The sequence below is a fragment of the Clostridium cibarium genome, from assembly GCF_014836335.1.
Lineage (GTDB): Bacteria > Bacillota > Clostridia > Clostridiales > Clostridiaceae > Clostridium > Clostridium cibarium.
Genome location: NZ_JACSRA010000001.1, coordinates 231,974 through 251,981 on the forward strand (window position 1 = coordinate 231,974; position 20,008 = coordinate 251,981).

The following is a 20,008-nucleotide window of genomic DNA, read 5'->3' on the forward strand; positions in this document are numbered from 1 at the left end:
TTTTGGTTTCTACTTACAAGCTAATTGAATTGTTTTTTAACAACTTTTATTAATTAAATATGAAATTTTTTCATTTTCAATTATATACTCTAAGTGTAGAGCTCTAGTAAGAGCTACGTACAATAATCTTTCATCTAATAGATTTTCTCCATAATTTTCTTCACTTGGATTTAATATAATCGTACAATCAAATTCTAACCCTTTAGTTATATATGAAGGTAATATTATTAATTCTTCAGAAACTTCTTTCTCTTTACCTTTAATTAATTGGAATTTATATTTGCTCTTCTTTTTAAGATATTGGGATAATTCTAACGCCTCTTCGCTATTTTTAGTTATAATCGCAACTGTATTTTTTCCTTTTTCTTTCACTTCGTCTATTATACTATCTAGAACACTTGCATATTCTTCTTCAGAATCAACTTTTATTGTCTTAGGTTTTTCTCCATGTCTCAGAACTGGTTTTGCATTCTTGAGCCCTAAGTTTTGCGCGAGTAATGCTTTTTCAGCAAAATCAATTATTTCAACAGTAGATCTATAACTTTGTGTTAATTGTATATATGTAGCTTCTCCATTAAATAAACCTTTAGTTATATCTTCCCAAGTCTTTACTCCCTTATAATAATATATTCCTTGAGCTAAATCTCCAACTAAAGTTAAAGAATTTCCCTTTGAAAGTTTATTAACAAGAAAAATTTGAAACGGACTATAGTCTTGTGCCTCATCAACTACAATATGCTTGAATTTCTCCTTTTCCTCTATACCTTCTAATAAAACTCTTATATATAAAAGGGCTGCTAAATCATCTTCATCAATTATATTCTTTTCATAATTTGAATTAAACTCTCCTCTCATATAGTCTGCCAAAATTTCAGGAATTTTATCATCCGTTGCTATACTAAATAATTCTTCATCATTGAAAAAATTATAATAAATATCTTTTGAACTTATTCCTCTCCAATTTTTAAAATATAAATTAAATTCTTTTTTCAAATTTTTATTTATATTATCTTTTATAGCATCCCTTGCATCATATATTGCTATAAGTTTTTTTCTTCTCTCCTCAGAATCTTCTAATTCAGCCTTTACATCTTTAATTTTAAAATTCCATTCTGTATCTATTTTATTTAAGATTTGAGCTAATCTTTCCCTTATTTTAAGATTAAGATATCTTTTTATTTCATCTTTTCTCTTATTTATTGGGTATGACTTTAAATCTTTAAGATACAATCTAATTATCTCTTTTTTACTAAAGATTACTTCCCCTTCAATTGTAATGTCATGTATATCTAGCGCTCTACTTTCAACAAGTGCAATATATCTATCTATCATGGTTTTGTAAACCAAAGTTCCCTTAACCTTACTAGAATTAACTATTAATTTACGTTTTTCTTCATTTTTTTCTTCTAATATACTTTTCAACTTTTCATCTTTGTTATATATTTTCCCATTCATTTTAAGCTTAGATAGTACCAAGTCTTCAAAAGTATTTTGCTTAACCTTATCAGCACCTAAACTTGGTAAAATATCTGAAATATAATCCAAAAAAAGTTTATTTGGAGCTAATACTAAGATATCTTCTCCCTGCATAGTTTCTCTATATCTATAAATTAAATATGCAAGTCTATGAAGTGCAATTGTTGTTTTACCAGAACCTGCTGATCCCTGAACTATAATAGGCAGATTTTTAGGCCATCTTATAATGTCATTTTGTTCTTTTTGTATAGTTGCAACTACTTCCTTAAGCTTCTTCCCCCTACTCTCTTCTAAGTTAACTTTAAGAAACTCGTCGACAAGTTCTGTGCCCTCCTCCCCATTTATCATAAGTTCGTTTAAACCTTCATCAAAAAGTTCTTTTATTTTTCCATCTTCAAATAGAAACTTTCTTTTTAGATTAAGCTCTCCTTCAATAATTCCAGCTGGTGCTTTATAGAAAGCTTCTCCACCTGTTCCACTATAATAAAGGTCAGCAACAGGTGCTCTCCAGTCTACAACTACCTCTTCACCTTTTTTTATATTACTAATACCTTTTTTACCTATATATATGCTTTCCCCAAGTCCTCTATATTCCCTAAAATCAACTCTTCCAAAGTAAGGTTCTTCTAATGCATCTTCGTAGCTGTTTATTTCTCTTGTTAAAACTTCATAAATCTTTTCGGTAGTTTCTTTTTCCTCACTATAACTTCCCTTAGCTTCTTTACTCAAAGCTTTAACTCTCTTCTCTATATCTTTTATATTTGATTTTTTTTCTTCAATTTCTTCTTTAATTAACTTTCTTTTTTTTAGAAGAACTTCATTTTCCTCTTTCATATTTTTATTCATAACTTACCTCAATATTTATTTTTTTGTGTTTCATATTGTAATTTTTTTACTTTTACACAAATACTTATTATATTTGTTTTAAACATAACTAATTTAAAATTATAATATAAAAATATCGCAAATTCAATTTGGAATATTACGATATTCCTAAGCAATTGCTTTTGCATTCATCATAGCTTCTATCCTATAAAAAAATTTACAACAAGGTCATCATACCATATTTTGTATATAAAAATAAAGCCATGTATAAAATCTTATTCATGACTTTACTTGAAAAATATTTTAAGTTAATTGCTTTGTTATAACTTCATTAAAAGTATTATAAATGCTTTTTCTTCTAGCCTTAGCAATTGCCTTTACAATAGCATAAGCAATTGTACTATCAACAGCATGATGTATAATTGTCCCTACACACACTACTACTAGTAATTGATAAACATTAAACCCTACAAAAGGTATAACTACTAAAGCTTCCCCTATACCATGAATCGGAGCTGTAAATATTGATGCCTTAACATAACTTCTACTTCTCTTTATTATTATTGCACCAACAAGCCCTACCAAAATGTGTATCGCCGCTCTAAAAACTATAGGCATTGGTAATCCTGTGAATAGAAAACCAACAACTGATCCTACACCTACTACAACTGCTACCATAGGTGAAACTAACATTGCAATAAACATTGGTACATGAGAAGCCACAGTTGCGCTAAATGGTGGAATTATTACCCTTAAAAATGAAAACTGCACTGGAATTATTATAGCTAACGCTGTCAATAAAGCTGCATATATCATTTCTTTTGTTCTACTATTCATATACTCATCACCTCATTAATGTATATACACCAGTATACTTTATCTTGCCCTTTATGTAAACACCTTTAACTTATCCATTTTACACCAATACTTTCTTTTAATGATTAACCTAATTATTACAGGTACTGATTTCCCAGGAAATAAATTTTTTCTATTTTCTTCGATAGTTTCATCAATTAAATTTTCAAAAAACTTATCAATATTTTGTTCTTTATAGCATAAATACCTAAGGACTTCGCCCTTAGGTATTTATAGTTTCTTAATTTTAAATAGTTTTTATTCACCAAATATGTTTAAAGAAAAACCTCTATCTAATGCTTCTTTTACATATTCCTTAGCTCCAAATAGTGATAAATCTCTGTAATTTCCACATTGTATATCATTTGCTGCTGGAATCTCTTTAGCCTTTAAAACTTCCTTTAAAGAACTTTCTAATGCTTCTTTAATTTCAGCAGCCTCCCTATCTCCCCATATACTTAAATAGAATCCTGTTCTACATCCCATTGGAGATAAATCAATTATTCCATCTAATCTTCCTCTAAGTTCATGTGCTAATAAATGTTCAAGTCCATGCATGGCTGCTGTTCCAAAAGCTTCTTTATTAGGTTGAAGGAATCTTAAATCAAATTTTGTAACTTTGTCCCCTTTTGGTCCATCTAATAAACAACACTTTCTTATATAAGGTGCTTTTACCTTTCTGTGATCTAATTCAAAACTTTCTACTTTTTCCATTTTTACATTCTCCTATCTTAATAAACTTTATTTTCTGTAGCTAAAATAGTTTCAATACTTCCACTAATCTTTTTGGCTAAATATGAATTATTCATAACATATAGATGTATTCCATCAACTCCAGTAGATATAAGATCTACGATTTGCTCTACTGCGTATGCTATTCCAGCCTCTCTTAAAGCTTCTGGATTATATTCATATTTATCCATGATTTTAGTGAACTTCTTTGGGAGTGATGCTCCACTTAATGAAACCATTCTCTCTATTTGCTTTTTATTTGTAACTGGCATAATTCCAGCTTCAATTGGTATTTTTATATTTGCAGCTTTTACTTTATTAAGAAAATCATAATATAAGTTATTATCAAAAAATAACTGAGAAATAAAATAAGCGGCCCCAGCTTCTTCTTTTCTCTTCATATTTTCAATTTCTTTTAGCATACCTTTATTTTCAATATGCCCTTCTGGATAACAAGCTGCTGCAATATTAAAATCATTGTATTTGTTAATGTTTTTAATAATTTCTGAAGCATATTTAAATTCTCCCTTCATTTGTCCATCAGCTGGTATATCTCCTCTTAATGCAAGTACATTTTCGATATTATTATTCTTCAGGGAATTTAAATAGTACTCTATATCTTCTTTAGATGAATTAATACAAGTTAAATGCGCTACAGCTTCTATACCATATTTATTCTTTACCAATGAAGATAATTCTATCGTTTTATTATCAGTTATACTTCCTCCAGCACCATATGTAACACTAATATAGTCTGGATTCAATCCCTTTAACTCTTCTAATGTTCTATAAATAGTCTCAACCGATGATGTCGTTTTAGGAGGAAATATTTCAAAAGAAAAAACAGTTTTTTTATTTTCAAATATTTCGCCTATCTTCATATAAATGCCCCCTTTAATAAAAAATACCTAAAGGTTATCCTTTAGGTATAATAAATTTCTACACTATAATAACCCTTATCTTTCAGCTTTGCTGCAGGATTTAGCACCATCATACACATATTACATATATATTGGTTGCCGGGTTTCACTGGGCCAGTCCCTCCACCTCTCATGATAAGATAAATATTAATTTATAGTTATTATAATATACTATTTATACAATTTTGTAAATATAATTATTTTTTTATCAACAGTAGCAATATAGATAATCCACTGCATATAAAACTTATTGCTAGTATAAGTGTAACTATTTGATTTATACTAAGTCCTCTTTCCTCTAGTCTAAAATGCATTTGACTTCTATCAGCTTGATATACAGGTTTTCCTTCACGGAATCTTTTAAATATGACAAATAAATTGTCAAATATAGGAACTGCCAATGCCAATATTGGCAAAAACAAACTTAAAACAGTAGCTTGCTTAAAAGCACCATCAATAGCTATAATACTTAATAGAAACCCTATAAGATTAGCACCAGAATCCCCCATAAATATTCTTGCTGGATGCCTATTGTAAACTAAGAATCCTAAAATTGCTCCTGCCAGTATAATTGAAAATTGAGCTGATACTCCTTGTCCAAGTATTATTGCAGCAAAAAAGAATGTAACCGAAGAAATTAATGATATTCCTCCTGCTAATCCATCCATACCATCTGACCAATTTATTACCGTAGTAACGCCAAATATCCATGTAATAGTTAATAAAAATTGTATAGTTCTCGATAGCAATATATATTCCCCTGAAAATGGATTTCTAAATCCCTCAAAAACTATACCAGCTTTAAATACTAAAACTGCAGCTAAAACCTGAATTATTAATCTTGGATATATAGGAAATTCTCTCCCTTTAGTTTTAAAATAATCATCTACTACACCAATTAAAAATATTAATGTTGCTGAAATAAATATCCATAGTTCTTCATGTCTATCATCATTAATTGTTAAAAAATATACTATAAAAAAACCTATATAAATCCCAAGTCCACCACAAAGTGGTATTGGTCCTCTATGCTTTTTTCGCTCAGTTGGCTTATCTGTAAATTCCAATTTATGAGCCACCTTCATTATAGGTGGAGTAATTAAGAAAACAATTAAGAAAGTACTTATCAGCGTTATTAAATATTGCATATTAAATCTACTCCTTAAACTTATCTGTCCTTTTTCTTTTATTGTCCTATATGAATTATACTATTATCGACTTTTTTTAGCAATTACAAAAATATTAAAATGCATCTATATTGGCAAAACATCTACAAATATGTTATTATATCAAAAGAAGATTTTAGTAGCAAAACATTATATTTTTATTTTACGGTTGAACATTTTTTTGATTCAAGATAATCTGACTTTCAGGGTGGGAAGTCCTTAGGGACTTTCTGCCTTTTTTTATTTTAATGGAGGTGTATTATGGAAAAAACTTTACTGAGTATTGTCTTAATTCTTATATTTACAAAATTAGGAGGTATAATAAGTAAAAAATTAAAAATGCCTGAAGTTTTGGGTGCCTTAATTGCAGGCGTAATACTAGGTCCTGTTGTATTAAACCTTATACATTACGATAATAATATTAAACTTCTTTCAAACCTTGGAGTTATCATCCTTATGTTTCTTGCAGGACTTGAGACCAATGTAAAAGAATTAAAAGAAGCTGGCTTATCTTCATTTATAATTGCAATAGCAGGTATACTACTTCCTCTTTTTCTAGGAACTTTAGGTGCATCTTTATTTTTTGATAACTTATTAGAAAATATATTTATAGGAGTTATATTAACTGCCACAAGTGTAAGCATAACAGTAGAAACTCTTAAAGAGCTTGGTAAACTTAATACGAAAGCAGGTATAAATATCCTGGGAGCAGCGGTAATAGACGATATTTTAGGCCTTATACTTATATCTATAGTTCTTGCATTTGCACAAACTTCTGGCTCAAATTGGGGGGCTTCAACCTCTTTACCGATTATATATGTTTTTGTAAAAATAATTCTATTCTGTTTATTTTCTATAATTGGAATAGCTCATTTACCAAAACTTATTAACAAATTTGCTAAACAGATAAAACCCGGTAGAGAACTTCTTACATTTTCTCTAGCCTTTGCCATACTAGTAGCATATATTGCAGAAAGTCTAGGTATAGCAGCCATTACTGGAGCTTATATATGTGGTCTTATGCTTTCATCCCTTGAACACAAAGAATATTTAACAAGAAATGTTAAAGCAATTTCTTCAGGATTTTTATCTCTCATATTCTTTGCAAGTGTTGGGATTGAAGCAAACTTAAAAGGAATAAATCTCGAGGTAATCTATATTACTCTAGTCATGTTTATTGTAGCAATAATAGGAAAATTAGTAGGATGTAGTGGCGCTGCAAGACTTCTAAAGATGCCAAGAAGCGAATCCATACAAATTGGAATTGGAATGATTTCAAGAGGAGAAGTTGCTATAATTACAGCTAATATAGGTCTTCAAAAAGGTTTAATTTCTGAAGAAGTATTTCTTCCTACTTTAATAGTTGTAATATTAACAACAATTATAACACCTATTCTGCTTAAATTAGCATTTTCTCATAAAATAGAAAAGAACATTTAAGCATGATAAAAATATGTTAGTAGTATTATTATATAAAAACAAAAGTTGTTCCTAGAAAATGAGAACAACTTTTATTTTTTATAATATTTTAATTAATTCACCATTATTACCTACCAAATAATAAGTATCTTTATTAATTACTATTCCTTTTTTTATATATTCTTCTATATCGATAGAAAACTTTTCTATGCTATATTCTCTAAAGGCATACCTATCCCTATATTTATTTTTTATCTTTTCTTCTTCTCCCTTGTCTATTTTAACTTTTAAAAACTCTGGAATTCCTCTCTTTTTGTTAAAAGAAAGATAATCATATCTTATTATATCTTTTAATACTTCTTCACTGGAATTTAGAATTTCGTTATTAAAATCTATAAAAACTTTATAATACTCTGAATTTCCTATATTTCTATTAAAGTAACCTTTCTTTTCAAAATGCTCTCCAAGTTCATAGAAAAATTTAAATGCTGTATCAAACTTAGGGTAGAAATAATTAAGTATATTATTAAATTTCTGACTATTATAATATTTATCTACAACAGCTTCTACTTTCTTAAGTATTAATATTTCTTTATATGAAATCTTATCTGTTTTTAATATTTCATAAGGTGGATAAGGTGAGTATACCATTCCATACTTGTCACTTTCTTCTCTCATGGAAGATCCTTTTAATAACTTCAAAAAACCCAATTGTATTTCTTCTGGTTTTATACTATGTACATCATTGAATGATTTTATAAAAGATTCTAAGTTTTCCCATGGAAGTCCTGCAATTAAATCTAGATGCTGTTTTATATTTCTAATAGATAATAACTCAATTACTTTTTCTTTAATGTCACTAAAATTTACAAATCTATTTATATTTCTTAAAACTTCATCATTTGTTGTTTGAACTCCAACCTCAAATTGAAATCTTCCATCTGGAGCATTTCTTAATAAATCAATTTCTTCTTGTTTCAATATATCCGCAGAAATCTCAAAGTGAAATTGGGTACTTGTATCTGCTTTAATTAAAAAATCCCATATAGCCATAGAATATTTATGATTGCAGTTAAACGTTCTATCAACAAATTTAACTAATCTTACCTTCTTATCTATAAAGTATTGAAGTTCTTTAAGTACTCTATCTATAGAATGAAATCTAACTCCATGACTGGTGGAAGATAAACAATATTTGCAATTAAATGGACATCCCCTACTTCCTTCATAATATACAATCTTATTATTTAGATCTTCATCTTCCTCATATGGAAAAACTACTTCATCGAACGTCATGAGGGGTCTGGTACCATTAGAAAAAACTTCTCCATTATTTTTGTAATGAAGACCCTTAATATCTTCTACCTTCCTATTTGCTAATTTATATTCAATAAACTCTCTATATGTCCTCTCTCCCTCTCCTTCAATTACATAATCCCCAATATGTTCCTTTAGGAATACTCTGCTGTCATAGGATACCTCTGGTCCACCATATAATATTTCTATTTTAGGATTTACGCTCTTAATTAAATTTGCTAAACGAGTAGCCATCTCTACATTCCAAATATATGTAGAGATGGCTACTACATCAGCATCCTCTTCAATAATCTCTTTTAATATATGCTCTTCCCTGTCATTTATAGAAAATTCTCTTATTTTACAGTCATATTCCAAATCTTTTGTAAATGAATTTAAATATCTAACTGCTAAGTTACTATGAACAAACTTAGAATTTATAGCTGTAAGTAATACCTTCATCTCTTTTCATCCTTCCTCTACGTTAATTTCTTTTTCTTTACTGCTTTAATAAAGAAAATATCTTCCCAAAGTTTAGTTTCTTCTATTTCAGAATATTTTTCAAGAATTTTTTTTATTTCCTCAAATTTACAAGTTATTAAAGGGTTATAATTTTTAAGAACCACTTCCTTTACACTTCCATTTGGCAAAACAGCATTTACATTATAATCACAAAAACCTCCACGCTCTTTATTAATATCCCAAATATAAATTACCCCTTCCTCCTTTAAATACCCACAAATCTCCTTTATTAAGCTTTCCTTTTTTCTTCCACCTAATATATTATTTAAATTAAAAAAGAATGTACATGCATCGTATGTTCTTCTATTTAAAATTTTTCTACTATCAAGATCAACATAATCAACTGATACTTCTTCTTCTGCATCCTTTGATATATTATATATTATTCCTGAGTTCTCCCTTGAAACATCTAATATATCCCCTTCAATATGAACATTATTTAAATTGATTAATATTTTCTTTCCCATAATATCACCTCCACCTCTATATTAACATATTTTACCAACTACTGAAAATATAATAAATTTATCTACCATAAAAAAACTGCCCAATCACATAAAGCAGGCAGTTTTTCTATAATATTTACTTTCTATATATTCAACTTACAATTAGTTAACTTCTTCATAAATTTACTTTTCTAAAAATACTTTTTATTTTCTTTTTTCATCCACTTCAAAACAATTATACATAGTAAAATAAATGAAAGCATAAACACAAATATCCAAATCTCTAAAGGTAGCTTAAACCCTAATAAACCCTCCTTTTCATGGATACTATAGATACATCCTGTTACACTATCAAGTATTAAAAATCCATCCTTATTATAAATTATATCTTCAATTTTACTTTTTTCATTTAGCTTTAAAATTTTACAGTATACTCCACTTGGACTTAATGCCGAAAGAACCTCTTCATCTCTATCCCAAAATAAATAACTGTCTTTATCTAAAAGCTTTCCATTAATATCTATAGATAATTCTCTTAAAGAATCAACAGTTTCATGCTGGTATAGAGGAGATTCAACTACCTTACTTGGAGGATCTTTAAGTAAAGCTTTAACTAATTCATTCCCTTTAAACCGTGGTGAAGTTATAGGATCCCCTCCACTAAAATCAGGCCACCCATACCATTTACCTCTTGCTATTTTGTAGATGTAATCTTTGTCTCTATTTACAGGTCTTAAGCCTTCATTTTTAAATCCTGAAAATATTGCAATTATATTTCCCTTGCTATCTAAATCCATCCCTGTTATTCCTCTAATACCACTTGCATATAAACTACTTCCTTTCTTTTTTAACCCGAAGGAATATAAGCAAGCATTTCCAAATGAAGACCTCTGTATTTTTTCCCCTTCCTCACTTTTTTCTCCAGCTCTTTTGAAAGCTCCTGTCTTTAGGTTACCGTAGTTGACACCTGTTAATGTTATATCTATAGGACTTAAGTCAACTTTATCTCCTTCTGATATTCCAGAATTAGTTACAGCCCCCACTGATAATAGCAAATTATTTTTGCTTAAAAGTAACTTTCTACTAATATTATTCCCACTCTCAGGAATACCACTGTACAATGTATTAACTTTTCCATCATCTAAAGAAAAACTTTGAATACTATCCTTTGATATAAATATAATCTTATCATTATAAAAAACTATATCCTCTATCGACATATCCTTATTTTTATATAAAACTTTTTCTTTCCCTTCACTATCTATAGACTTTATATAATCATTATATGCAACATATATATTTCCTTTATCATCAGTTGCTATAGCTTTTGCTTTTTCACAACTTTTAGTTATTACCTTACAATCTATATCATCTTTTAATATATTTAAACTATATTTTCTTGATACCTTAACTACTGCAAAAGATGTAGTCACTATCAAAATAATAATTATACTAAACTTAAAAAATCTCTTCATAGCACTCCCCCATTTAATCCCTTCTCTAATTTATATTTATTTAGCCTTAAATTATTACCCTCTTATTGAAAATTCTAGACATAATGCTATACTATAACTAATTAAGAAATCCAAGGAGGACAAATTATATGAAAGACCCTAGATATGCTACATTAGCTAAAAATCTAATAAATTATTCATGTCAATTAAAAGAAGGAGAAAAAGTTTTAATAGAAGGAATTGGAGAATGTAAGCCTTTAATTAAGGAACTAGTTAAAGAAGCTTACAAAGCAAAGGCAATTCCACTAGTTACTTTAAAAGATAAAGAAATTGATCGCGAATTACTTATGAACGCAACACAAGAACAACTTGAACTTATGGCTAAATATGAAGTAGAAAGAATGAAAGATATGGATGCTTACATAGGCATTAGAGCTGGTAATAACGCATCTGAAACTGCTGATGTTCCAGCAGAAAAGATTTCATTATATAGCAAATATTTTGCAAATCCTGTTCACATGAAAATTAGAGTTCCAAATACAAAATGGGTTATATTAAGATATCCAAATTACTCTACAGCTCAAGCTGCTAATATGAGTACAGAATCTTTTGAAGATTATTATTTCAATGTATGTAACCTTGATTATTCAAAGATGTCTACAGCTATGGATAATCTAGTGGAATTAATGGAAAAAACCGATAAAGTTAGATTAACTGCTGAAAACACAGATATTACTTTCTCAATTAAAGGAATACCAACTATAAAATGTGCTGGAGAAATGAACATTCCTGATGGCGAAGTATATTCTGCACCAGTTAAAGATTCTGTAAATGGTACTATAAGTTACAATACACCATCTCTTCGTGATGGATTTACTTATGAAAACATAAAACTTACTTTCAAAGATGGTAAGATCATTGAAGCAACTGCTAATGATACTGAAAGAATTAATAATGTATTTGATATAGATGAAGGTGCTAGGTATGTAGGTGAATTTGCTATAGGAGTTAATCCATTTATATTAGAACCTATGAAAGATACTTTATTTGACGAAAAGATAACTGGTTCGATCCATTTCACACCAGGCAGTTCTTATGATGATGCATTTAATGGAAATAAATCAGCCCTTCACTGGGATTTAGTTCTAATTCAAAGAGCTGACTACGGCGGTGGAGAAATTTATTTTGATGACGTACTAATAAGAAAAGATGGTCTATTTGTTCTAGATGAATTAAAATGTTTAAACCCAGAGAATCTAATATAGTTTTCCAATAAAATATTGGCTTAATTGAAATTTAAGGGTAATACTTAAATTTCAATTAAGCCTTTTTAACATATCTATAATTATATAATCCATTATTTTTAGTCTATTTATCCCTCTTCTTGAATATGATTTATTGTAATTTAAAGGAGTGAACAAGCTTTGGATAAAGACAATTTTTTTAAGAATTCATTTTTACTGACAGCTTCTAATATAACAACGGGAGTTATAGGTTTCATTTTCTCAATATATCTTTCACATGTATTAGGTCCTGAAGGTATGGGATTATATAATTTAGTTATGCCAATTTACAATTTATTTATTTGTATGATGTCTGCTGGAATATCAGCTTCTATATCAAAAATTTCTGCTGTATATGTTGAAAAAAATGAAAATAATAATTTAATACGAACAATGAAAACTGTAGCTGTATTTAATATAATATGGGCAATATTTATTGGAATAATGGTTTTTGCCTTCGCTCCCATAATTGGAGAATACGGAATAAGTGATAATAGAACTATTGATGCTATTAGAGTAACTTGTCCTGCTATGGTATTTATCGCTCTTTCTAATATATTAAAGGGATATTTTTGGGGTACTTCCAAAATTACTATCCCTGCAGCAATAGATATTTTAGAAAAAGCTTTAAGAATACTTACCGTAGCCATTTTAATATTTCTATTTCAAGCTAAAAGCATGACTTTACTAGTAACACTTTGTTATATAGCCCTTTGTCTTGGAGAACTTCAAAGCTTAATTTTACTCTATATTTATTATAGACATTGTGTAAAGAAGATGGTTCCAACCTATGAAAAGTCTGAACGAAGATCTCAATTACTATTTAATGTACTTATAATTTGTTTGCCATTAACTTTAAACGGCTTTCTAAGCAATATTTTTAATACATTATCTACGTTAATTATTCCAAGGTGTTTATCCCATGCTGGTTTCACTCATGTTGAAGCACTTTCTATGATTGGAAAATTTACAGGGATGGCTATGATGATTGTTGGAATACCCTTAGTGGTAATTAGTTCCATAAATACTCTATTAATTCCTGATCTTTCTCAAACCTTAAGCAAAGGTAATTATTATGACGCTTCAATAAGAATAAGAAAAGTTATAAAGATAGCCTTTATACTTGGACTAGCTACCACTATAATATGTTTATTAATCCCTGATTCCTTAGGAAAGATTCTTTATCAAAGAGATGACTTAGGTAACTATATTAAATATGCAGGTATATCTGCACCTGCATTTTTCACTTCAATAACTATGTTTGGAATATTAAATGGAATAAATAAACAGATGATTATACTTAGAAATTCACTTATAGTAGCTGTACTAGAATTAATAGGATTATTCATATTTACATCTATCCCTAGTATAAACATATACGGCTACACAATTACTTTATTATTAACTTCTTTAGTTAGTCTTATAATTAATCTTTATGAAGTAAAAAAATCCATAGAAATAAATCTATCTATAACAAATGCGGTTATTTATTGTTTATTAACTCTACTATTTTATTTAGTACTAAATTTTCTAATTAAAAGTGTAATAGGCCCATTAAGTGTACTTAAAACCATAATCATAATAATTTTAACTTTTGGTATTTTCTCTTTTCTTGGAACCTTCGGAGAAGAAAACTCTTAAAAAATATCTAATTTATTATATATTAAAGGGCACATTTCGCCTTACTCTATACGAAATGAGCCCTTTTTCTAATTCTATCTTAACTTTATTCTCATAAACCTTGGAATGACCTTAAGTATTTTAGGTGAAACACCTTCTATATCTCTCTTTGTTATTCCTCCCATAAGAATAATTAAATAAATATAAACAAAACTTCCCACAGATACTAATATCACTGTTATTGGAATTGCCGTAATTCTTGTTAAATCCACAAACCTGTATATAAAACTAAGTGGCATTTTAAGAATATATATAGCTATTGCCATAGCAGCTGATGCTACTATTGGCTTGATAGTTAATCTTAATATTGGCATCCTCATCATCATTGTAGAACATATCTTTTTATGATTTAATACTGCAGGTATTAGATGCCACAAACAGTTACCTATTATTACTCCATATATATTTATTTCTGGAATTCCAACTAATAGAAAGTTAACTATTATCTTCACAACAATTCCTAAACAAAATGTTTTTAAAACATAGTATAACTTATTAATTCCCTGAAGCACTGTACTTTGTATCTGCGTCATTGACATAAGTACAAGTACTATAGAACCATACATCATAATATCTGATCCATTGCTATTACCATATAACGATGTATATACTTCTGTACTAAGCATAGATAATCCTACTGCTGATGGAATAGCTATCATAAATGCCATTTTAAAAGCATAGCTTATCTTTCTTTTAGCTTCCTTCCGCTCTTTTAGCACGATAGATTTTGCTATAGATGGCAATACGGTTGTCCCTATTGCAGTAATTATTACTAACGGAACACCATATAATGTTTTATATTGACTTAACTGTCCATATAAAATATTAGCTCCCTCTTCTGTAAAACCAGCAACACCTAATCTAGAAGATACATTAAGCATATCCACTACTCCTCCAAAATTTTGAAGGCCTGCACTAAGTGTAATTGGAATAGAATATTTTATTACCTTAGATAAAATTCTTCTATTTCTAATTTTCCTATTTGGAATTCTACTTTCTAAAGCTTCTTCCTTATACCCTTTCTTATCATAACAATAAATTACATAAAAACATGCAAATAAAGCTCCAACTGACGTACCTATTTGTGCTCCTGCATTACCCAATTCTATACTGCTTTGAACTAATATAAATGCACATAACAAGCTAATAAACACATTCAAAAATTGTTCAAAAATTTGAGATACAGCTATTGGAGTCATATCATTCTTTCCTTGCATAAACCCTCTAAAAACAGCAAGTAAAGAAGTAATTAATATACAAGGGCCTAGTGCCATTATTCCAATTTTAGACTGAGGGGATTTTGCCACAACACTTAGCATCCCTGCTGAGAATATCATAGCCACTCCAAGTATAGCTCCAAGTACTGCATAGAACCTACTTGCAACCTTAAGTACTTTTACAGCGCCCTTAGGATTTTGTAAAGCCGTATATTCTGCTACAACCTTAGCTACTGCTGGTTGTGCTCCCATACAACTTAATGCATATACAAATAAAAACACTTCTGTTGTCTTTGCATACGCTCCATATCCTACAGGTCCAAGTATTGATACTAAAAACGGTGTATAAAATACAGACATTACCTTTGCAATAATTCCAGCAAAAGAAAGAATAAACATCCCTTTAGCCGCTGAAGCTTTTTCGTTCATACTAATCTCCTATCTCTCTAATTAAAATTTAAAAACATCCTGTTTTATCTTTTTAAATATAGGAGGTAATGATTCCGCAATAGTTTTATTCTTTAAGTAGTTTAATTTACCGCCTACTTCTCTAAATATAAGCTTATACGCATAAAGGTATTGATAATCTAATCCAAATTTATTTCTAAAAGATGAATTTAATTTATTATCTCCATATTTTGTATCACCAATAAGTGGATTTCCTAAGTGAGACAAATGAGCTCTTATCTGGTGGCTCCTTCCTGTAATTAAATGTATTTCTAAGAAAGATATAAGCCCATTACTTTGAATATTCTTAACTTCCATAGCAATTTCTTTTGAATTTGGAACCTTCTTTTCAAATATTCTAGAAATATTTGATTCTTCATTTTTTAATATGTATCCTTTATATAATCCATCTTTTACTCTACCTTTAACCAAGGTATTATAATATTTTTCAACTTCTCCTTCTCTAATTGCTTCATTTAAAACTCTTAAAGCTTCGAAATTTTTCCCAAAAATAACTATACCTGACGTATTTCTATCAAGCCTATTGCATGGTGCTGGAGTAAAAGTTATCTCATTTTCAGGAACATAATCTCCCTTAGCATTTAAATATGAAAGAACATAATCTGTTAGTGTTGCTTCTTTTTTACTACTATCTGGATGAACTAATACTCCTGGCCACTTTTCTACTATAAGTAAATTATCGTCTTCATATGTAATCTTTAATCCACTTGAGTCAACCTTAATAAAGTTTTCCTTAGTTTCCTTCTTTGTTTTTATATATCGTATTTCTACTACATCATTTTCTTGTAGTGAATATTTTTCTTTTTCTTTTTTACCATTAACTCTTACATCACCTTTTCTTAAGGCTTTAAATATTGCACTTAATGGCACATCCTTAAGAAGCTTTCTTAGAAATTTATCTAATCTTTGTCCTGCTTCATTTGATCCTATTTCTATTTTCAAAGTATAATCAACTCCTAGTCTTATCCTTCTGTTTATAAATCCTCATTATATTAGAGTAATATTAAATCACATTGTTGTCAAATATTTGTACGCAATGTCACATTGAAGTGCTACACCTAAGGATAATGCATCTTCATCTATGTCAAAAAGACTGCTATGAGCTGGTTTGTCTGTCTTTTTAACAACATTTTTAGTTCCTAAAAAATAAAAGGCTGCTGGTCTTTCATTTGCAAAATAAGCAAAGCTTTCAACTCCCATACTTGGATTTTTTTGCTCTACTAAATTGTCTTCACCTAAAATATCCTTAGCTGCCTTTCTTACTCTATCTAATACTTTTTCATCATTATATAAACATGGATAGCTTTCTTCTATCATTATTTCTGCATGAGCTCTAAAACCCTTGCATACATTATCTATTAACTCTTTAAATCTTTTAACCATATACTCTCTATCTTCTTTTGTAAGAGTTCTAATAATTCCAGTCATAACTACCTCTTCTGGAATTACATTTTGAGCACTTCCTCCATGAATACTTCCAACAGTTATTACTGATGGGTTTAATGGAGATATTTCTCTACTTACTAAAGTTTGAAGATTTAATATTATTGTCGATGCTATAACTATTGGATCTACTGTAATATGTGGCGAAGCTCCATGTCCGCCACTTCCAATTATATTTACTATAAATGGATTAGATGCTGCATGAACTACTCCATTTTTCACTCTTATTTTTCCACAATCTAAATCCTCTGTAACATGCAGCCCTACTAAACAATCAACATTAGGGTTATCCAAAACACCTTCTTTAATCATAATAGGTGCGCCTCCTGTAGTTTCCTCTGCAGGTTCAAATAAAAGTTTTACATTTCCTGAGAACTTCTTTTTGTATTTATTTAAAATCTTTGCTGCCCCAAGTAATATCGTTGTATGTGCATCATGTCCACAAGCATGCATTTTTCCTGAAACCTTAGAACTATAGACTACTCCCTTTTTATCTTGAATTGGCAATGCATCCATATCAGCTCTAAGTGCTATAGTTTTATTATTATCTCCAACCTTCTCACCTTCTATAACTGCACAAACTCCAGTACCTGCAACCGATATAAAAGGAATCTTTTCATTAGATAAAAACTTCTTTATCATCTTAGAAGTTCTCTCTTCTTCAAACCCTAACTCAGGATGCATATGAATATCTCTTCTAATAGTAACAAGTTCGTCTTTGATATTATTTGCTTCATTTAAAAAATTAATCAAATAACTTGCCTCCTAATTATATAAATTATTCCCAAAATATTTCTACTTCGTCACCTTCAACTAGTACATCTGTGTATCCTGCTTGTTTTCCATTTAAAAGTAAATTAATATTTCCTTTAGGTATTGTTAAGTCAAAATTAATATGAGTAAATACATCTACAAATATATATGACTCTTTTCCACTCAATTTTACTTCTTCTTTATTAACAATCACGCTAATAGGATTCTTTTCCTTTGTTTCTTTAGGTACTTTAAATTCATAAATAACTTCCGATTCAGTAGCAACCTCCTCTTCTTTATCTTCATACTTAGTATATAGTTTATTTCCTTCTTCTAGTATAAAATCTTCATTTAATTCTTCATCATTTATATATAGTTTAATTTTATTTTTTAACACATACTTTTTAAAATCCTCTAATTTGTTAGGCAAAAACACCTTAACCTCATCTTCATTTTTTATAATTTCAGAGATATCTTTTCTTTCACCGTTTATTAGACATACAGGCTCTAAATTTACTATTTTATCATCAATAAAAATAGATATAGAATTTATATTGCTAATAAATTCACTTACCTTAGCCTCTGCATCTTTTCCATTTTGAGCATAAACTACACAAATATCATCACCTGCATTGATTTCACTTTCTATATCTGCAATCTTATTATTTATTTTAATAACTGCATTTACACCCATACCTCCGAAAGCTAATCTCTTCTTTCCATTGACAACAAATCTTACATTTTTCCCAGTTTTACCTATTAATAAGGAAGGATTAACACCAGCTTGCAAAAGTACATCCATAACTGTATGTTTATGAGAATTAAATAAACTTACTGGTTCTCCATTTAAACTTACATCAATAAAATCATTTCCAAGACTTCTTATAGCACTTAACGCTATCCCAAGAACTGTAACACCTGCTGATCCCAATCCATTATCAGCTACGCATTCTGGCACAGCATTCCTATCCTTTATAGCTATTCTTTGGGTAGGAATATTTAACTTCTCTGCAATTCCTTCTAAAAGACCTGGAGTATGAGCTCCTCCCCCAACTAAAAATACCGCAGATGGCGACTTTTCTCCATTAGTCTCTAATATTTTACTTGATATAGCTTCTGCTAACTTGTTTACAACTGGGTTAATAAGCTTCATAACGCTTTCTGAAAGAATTGTATTTTCTAGACCTAATACATCAATATATGAAACTTCTTTTTCTACAGCAATCTTTCTCTTTATTCCCTCAGCAGTATTAAAATCAACTAAATATTCTTGAGCTATTACTTCTGTAACTTCATCACCTGCCATTGGAACCATAGCATATGAACTTATAGTTTCCTTTGAACTTATAGCTATATCTGAAGTTCCTGCACCTATATCAACTAAAGCTATATTTAATAACCTTAAGTTTTTAGGTACCGCTGCTTCTATAGCTGCAATTGGTTCTAACGTTAGGTTCATAACTCTTAGTCCAACTTTATTCATTACAGTATATAATGAATCTATTACTGATCTTGGTAAAAATGTAGCTATAACGTCTACGCCTGCTTCTTCTCCCTTATGTCCTAAAAGGTTTGATATTACATATGAGTTTAAATAATACTCCTTTATAGAATATCCCACACAATAAAGTTTTCCAGCTGTATTTTTATTCACTTCACTTTCAGCTTCTTTTACTGCACTAAGTTCAATTGTTCTAACTATATCTTTATCTATTTCTTCATTTTCATTTAATTCAAGATTTGCTTTAGCTTCACAAGTCCTTAAAAACCTACCTGCAGCCGCTATTGAAACTTCTTCTAATTTTATCTCTAACTCTTTTTCTAGTTTCTTCTTAATATTATCAACAACTTGAGCTACTAGGTTTATATCATGAATTTGACCATCAACCATTGCTCTTTCTTCGTGTTCTTGATATTTTTCACATATTACTTCGAATTTTTTATCTCTTACAACGCCTACCGTTCCAATAATAGAACGTGTTCCTATATCTAATGAAAATATAATATCTCTTGGATTAAAAGTAGTCCTTTCCATATCTAACCATCCTCTACA

General features: G+C 29.3%; 15 protein-coding genes, 1 riboswitch and 1 other annotated feature. Of the genes, 3 read left to right on the forward strand and 12 right to left on the reverse strand.

The genetic code is table 11. From position 1 onward, the window contains the following. Window positions 1–36: 36 nt before the first annotated feature. The 5 genes from helD to H9661_RS01135 form a co-directional block, all read right to left on the reverse strand. A complete protein-coding gene (gene helD, locus H9661_RS01115; RefSeq protein ID WP_143316327.1) occupies window positions 37–2,322 on the reverse strand; it encodes an RNA polymerase recycling motor HelD in 2,286 nt (761 codons plus the stop codon). Window positions 2,323–2,604: 282 nt separating this feature from the next. After that, the gene (locus tag H9661_RS01120) at window positions 2,605–3,138 is read right to left on the reverse strand and encodes an ECF transporter S component (RefSeq protein WP_143316326.1); all 534 of its coding nucleotides are present in this window, start codon (window positions 3,136–3,138) and stop codon (window positions 2,605–2,607) included. Between the two features lie 276 nt (window positions 3,139–3,414). Then, window positions 3,415–3,870: an S-ribosylhomocysteine lyase gene (locus H9661_RS01125; RefSeq protein ID WP_143316325.1), complete on the reverse strand. Its 456-nt coding sequence runs from the start codon at window positions 3,868–3,870 to the stop codon at window positions 3,415–3,417. A 17-nt stretch (window positions 3,871–3,887) separates the two neighbouring features. Further along, entirely contained in the window at window positions 3,888–4,769 is an 882-nt protein-coding gene (gene metF / locus H9661_RS01130; protein WP_143316324.1) for a methylenetetrahydrofolate reductase [NAD(P)H], read from the reverse strand. A gap of 72 nt (window positions 4,770–4,841) precedes the next feature. Beyond that, a riboswitch (SAM riboswitch) is annotated at window positions 4,842–4,950 on the reverse strand. Between the two features lie 55 nt (window positions 4,951–5,005). Continuing rightward, window positions 5,006–5,956 (reverse strand): MraY family glycosyltransferase, encoded by a 951-nt coding sequence (locus H9661_RS01135; RefSeq protein WP_143316323.1) that lies wholly within the window; start codon window positions 5,954–5,956, stop codon window positions 5,006–5,008. Between the two features lie 185 nt (window positions 5,957–6,141). Then, window positions 6,142–6,192 (forward strand) — a sequence feature (sodium ion sensor (DUF1646 type); this cis-regulatory element may regulate processes involved in with the transportation of sodium ions). A gap of 43 nt (window positions 6,193–6,235) precedes the next feature. Here H9661_RS01135 and H9661_RS01140 point away from each other — a divergent pair. Continuing rightward, a complete protein-coding gene (locus tag H9661_RS01140; protein WP_191767486.1) occupies window positions 6,236–7,414 on the forward strand; it encodes a cation:proton antiporter in 1,179 nt (392 codons plus the stop codon). A gap of 78 nt (window positions 7,415–7,492) precedes the next feature. Here H9661_RS01140 and H9661_RS01145 read toward each other — a convergent pair whose 3' ends face one another. From H9661_RS01145 to H9661_RS01155, 3 genes are all read right to left on the reverse strand, one after another. Continuing rightward, window positions 7,493–9,151 carry a B12-binding domain-containing radical SAM protein gene (locus tag H9661_RS01145; RefSeq protein WP_191767487.1) on the reverse strand — a complete coding sequence of 553 codons (1,659 nt, stop codon included), beginning with the start codon at window positions 9,149–9,151 and terminating at the stop codon, window positions 7,493–7,495. Between the two features lie 17 nt (window positions 9,152–9,168). Further along, window positions 9,169–9,678, reverse strand: a complete 510-nt coding sequence (locus tag H9661_RS01150) for a hypothetical protein (protein WP_143316320.1) — start codon at window positions 9,676–9,678, stop codon at window positions 9,169–9,171. 170 nt (window positions 9,679–9,848) lie between these two features. Further along, window positions 9,849–11,132 carry a hypothetical protein gene (locus H9661_RS01155; protein ID WP_143316319.1) on the reverse strand — a complete coding sequence of 428 codons (1,284 nt, stop codon included), beginning with the start codon at window positions 11,130–11,132 and terminating at the stop codon, window positions 9,849–9,851. 128 nt (window positions 11,133–11,260) lie between these two features. On the opposite strand from H9661_RS01155, the gene H9661_RS01160 reads away from it, so the two are divergent. Together H9661_RS01160 and spoVB are read left to right on the forward strand one after the other, a co-directional pair. Further along, a complete protein-coding gene (locus tag H9661_RS01160) occupies window positions 11,261–12,376 on the forward strand; it encodes an aminopeptidase (protein ID WP_143316318.1) in 1,116 nt (371 codons plus the stop codon). Window positions 12,377–12,535: 159 nt separating this feature from the next. Next, window positions 12,536–14,035, forward strand: a complete 1,500-nt coding sequence (spoVB, locus tag H9661_RS01165) for a stage V sporulation protein B (RefSeq protein ID WP_143316317.1) — start codon at window positions 12,536–12,538, stop codon at window positions 14,033–14,035. A gap of 74 nt (window positions 14,036–14,109) precedes the next feature. Here spoVB and H9661_RS01170 read toward each other — a convergent pair whose 3' ends face one another. The 4 genes from H9661_RS01170 to H9661_RS01185 all read right to left on the reverse strand — a co-directional run bounded on the left by H9661_RS01170 (window position 14,110) and on the right by H9661_RS01185 (window position 19,990). Beyond that, window positions 14,110–15,720, reverse strand: a complete 1,611-nt coding sequence (locus H9661_RS01170) for a putative polysaccharide biosynthesis protein (RefSeq protein ID WP_191767488.1) — start codon at window positions 15,718–15,720, stop codon at window positions 14,110–14,112. Window positions 15,721–15,741: 21 nt separating this feature from the next. Beyond that, window positions 15,742–16,701 (reverse strand): RluA family pseudouridine synthase, encoded by a 960-nt coding sequence (locus H9661_RS01175; protein WP_143316315.1) that lies wholly within the window; start codon window positions 16,699–16,701, stop codon window positions 15,742–15,744. A gap of 66 nt (window positions 16,702–16,767) precedes the next feature. After that, window positions 16,768–17,955, reverse strand: coding sequence for a M20 metallopeptidase family protein (locus H9661_RS01180; protein ID WP_143316314.1), 1,188 nt, complete (start codon window positions 17,953–17,955; stop codon window positions 16,768–16,770). Between the two features lie 25 nt (window positions 17,956–17,980). After that, window positions 17,981–19,990 (reverse strand): cell division protein FtsA, encoded by a 2,010-nt coding sequence (locus H9661_RS01185; RefSeq protein ID WP_143316313.1) that lies wholly within the window; start codon window positions 19,988–19,990, stop codon window positions 17,981–17,983. Window positions 19,991–20,008 lie beyond the last annotated feature (18 nt).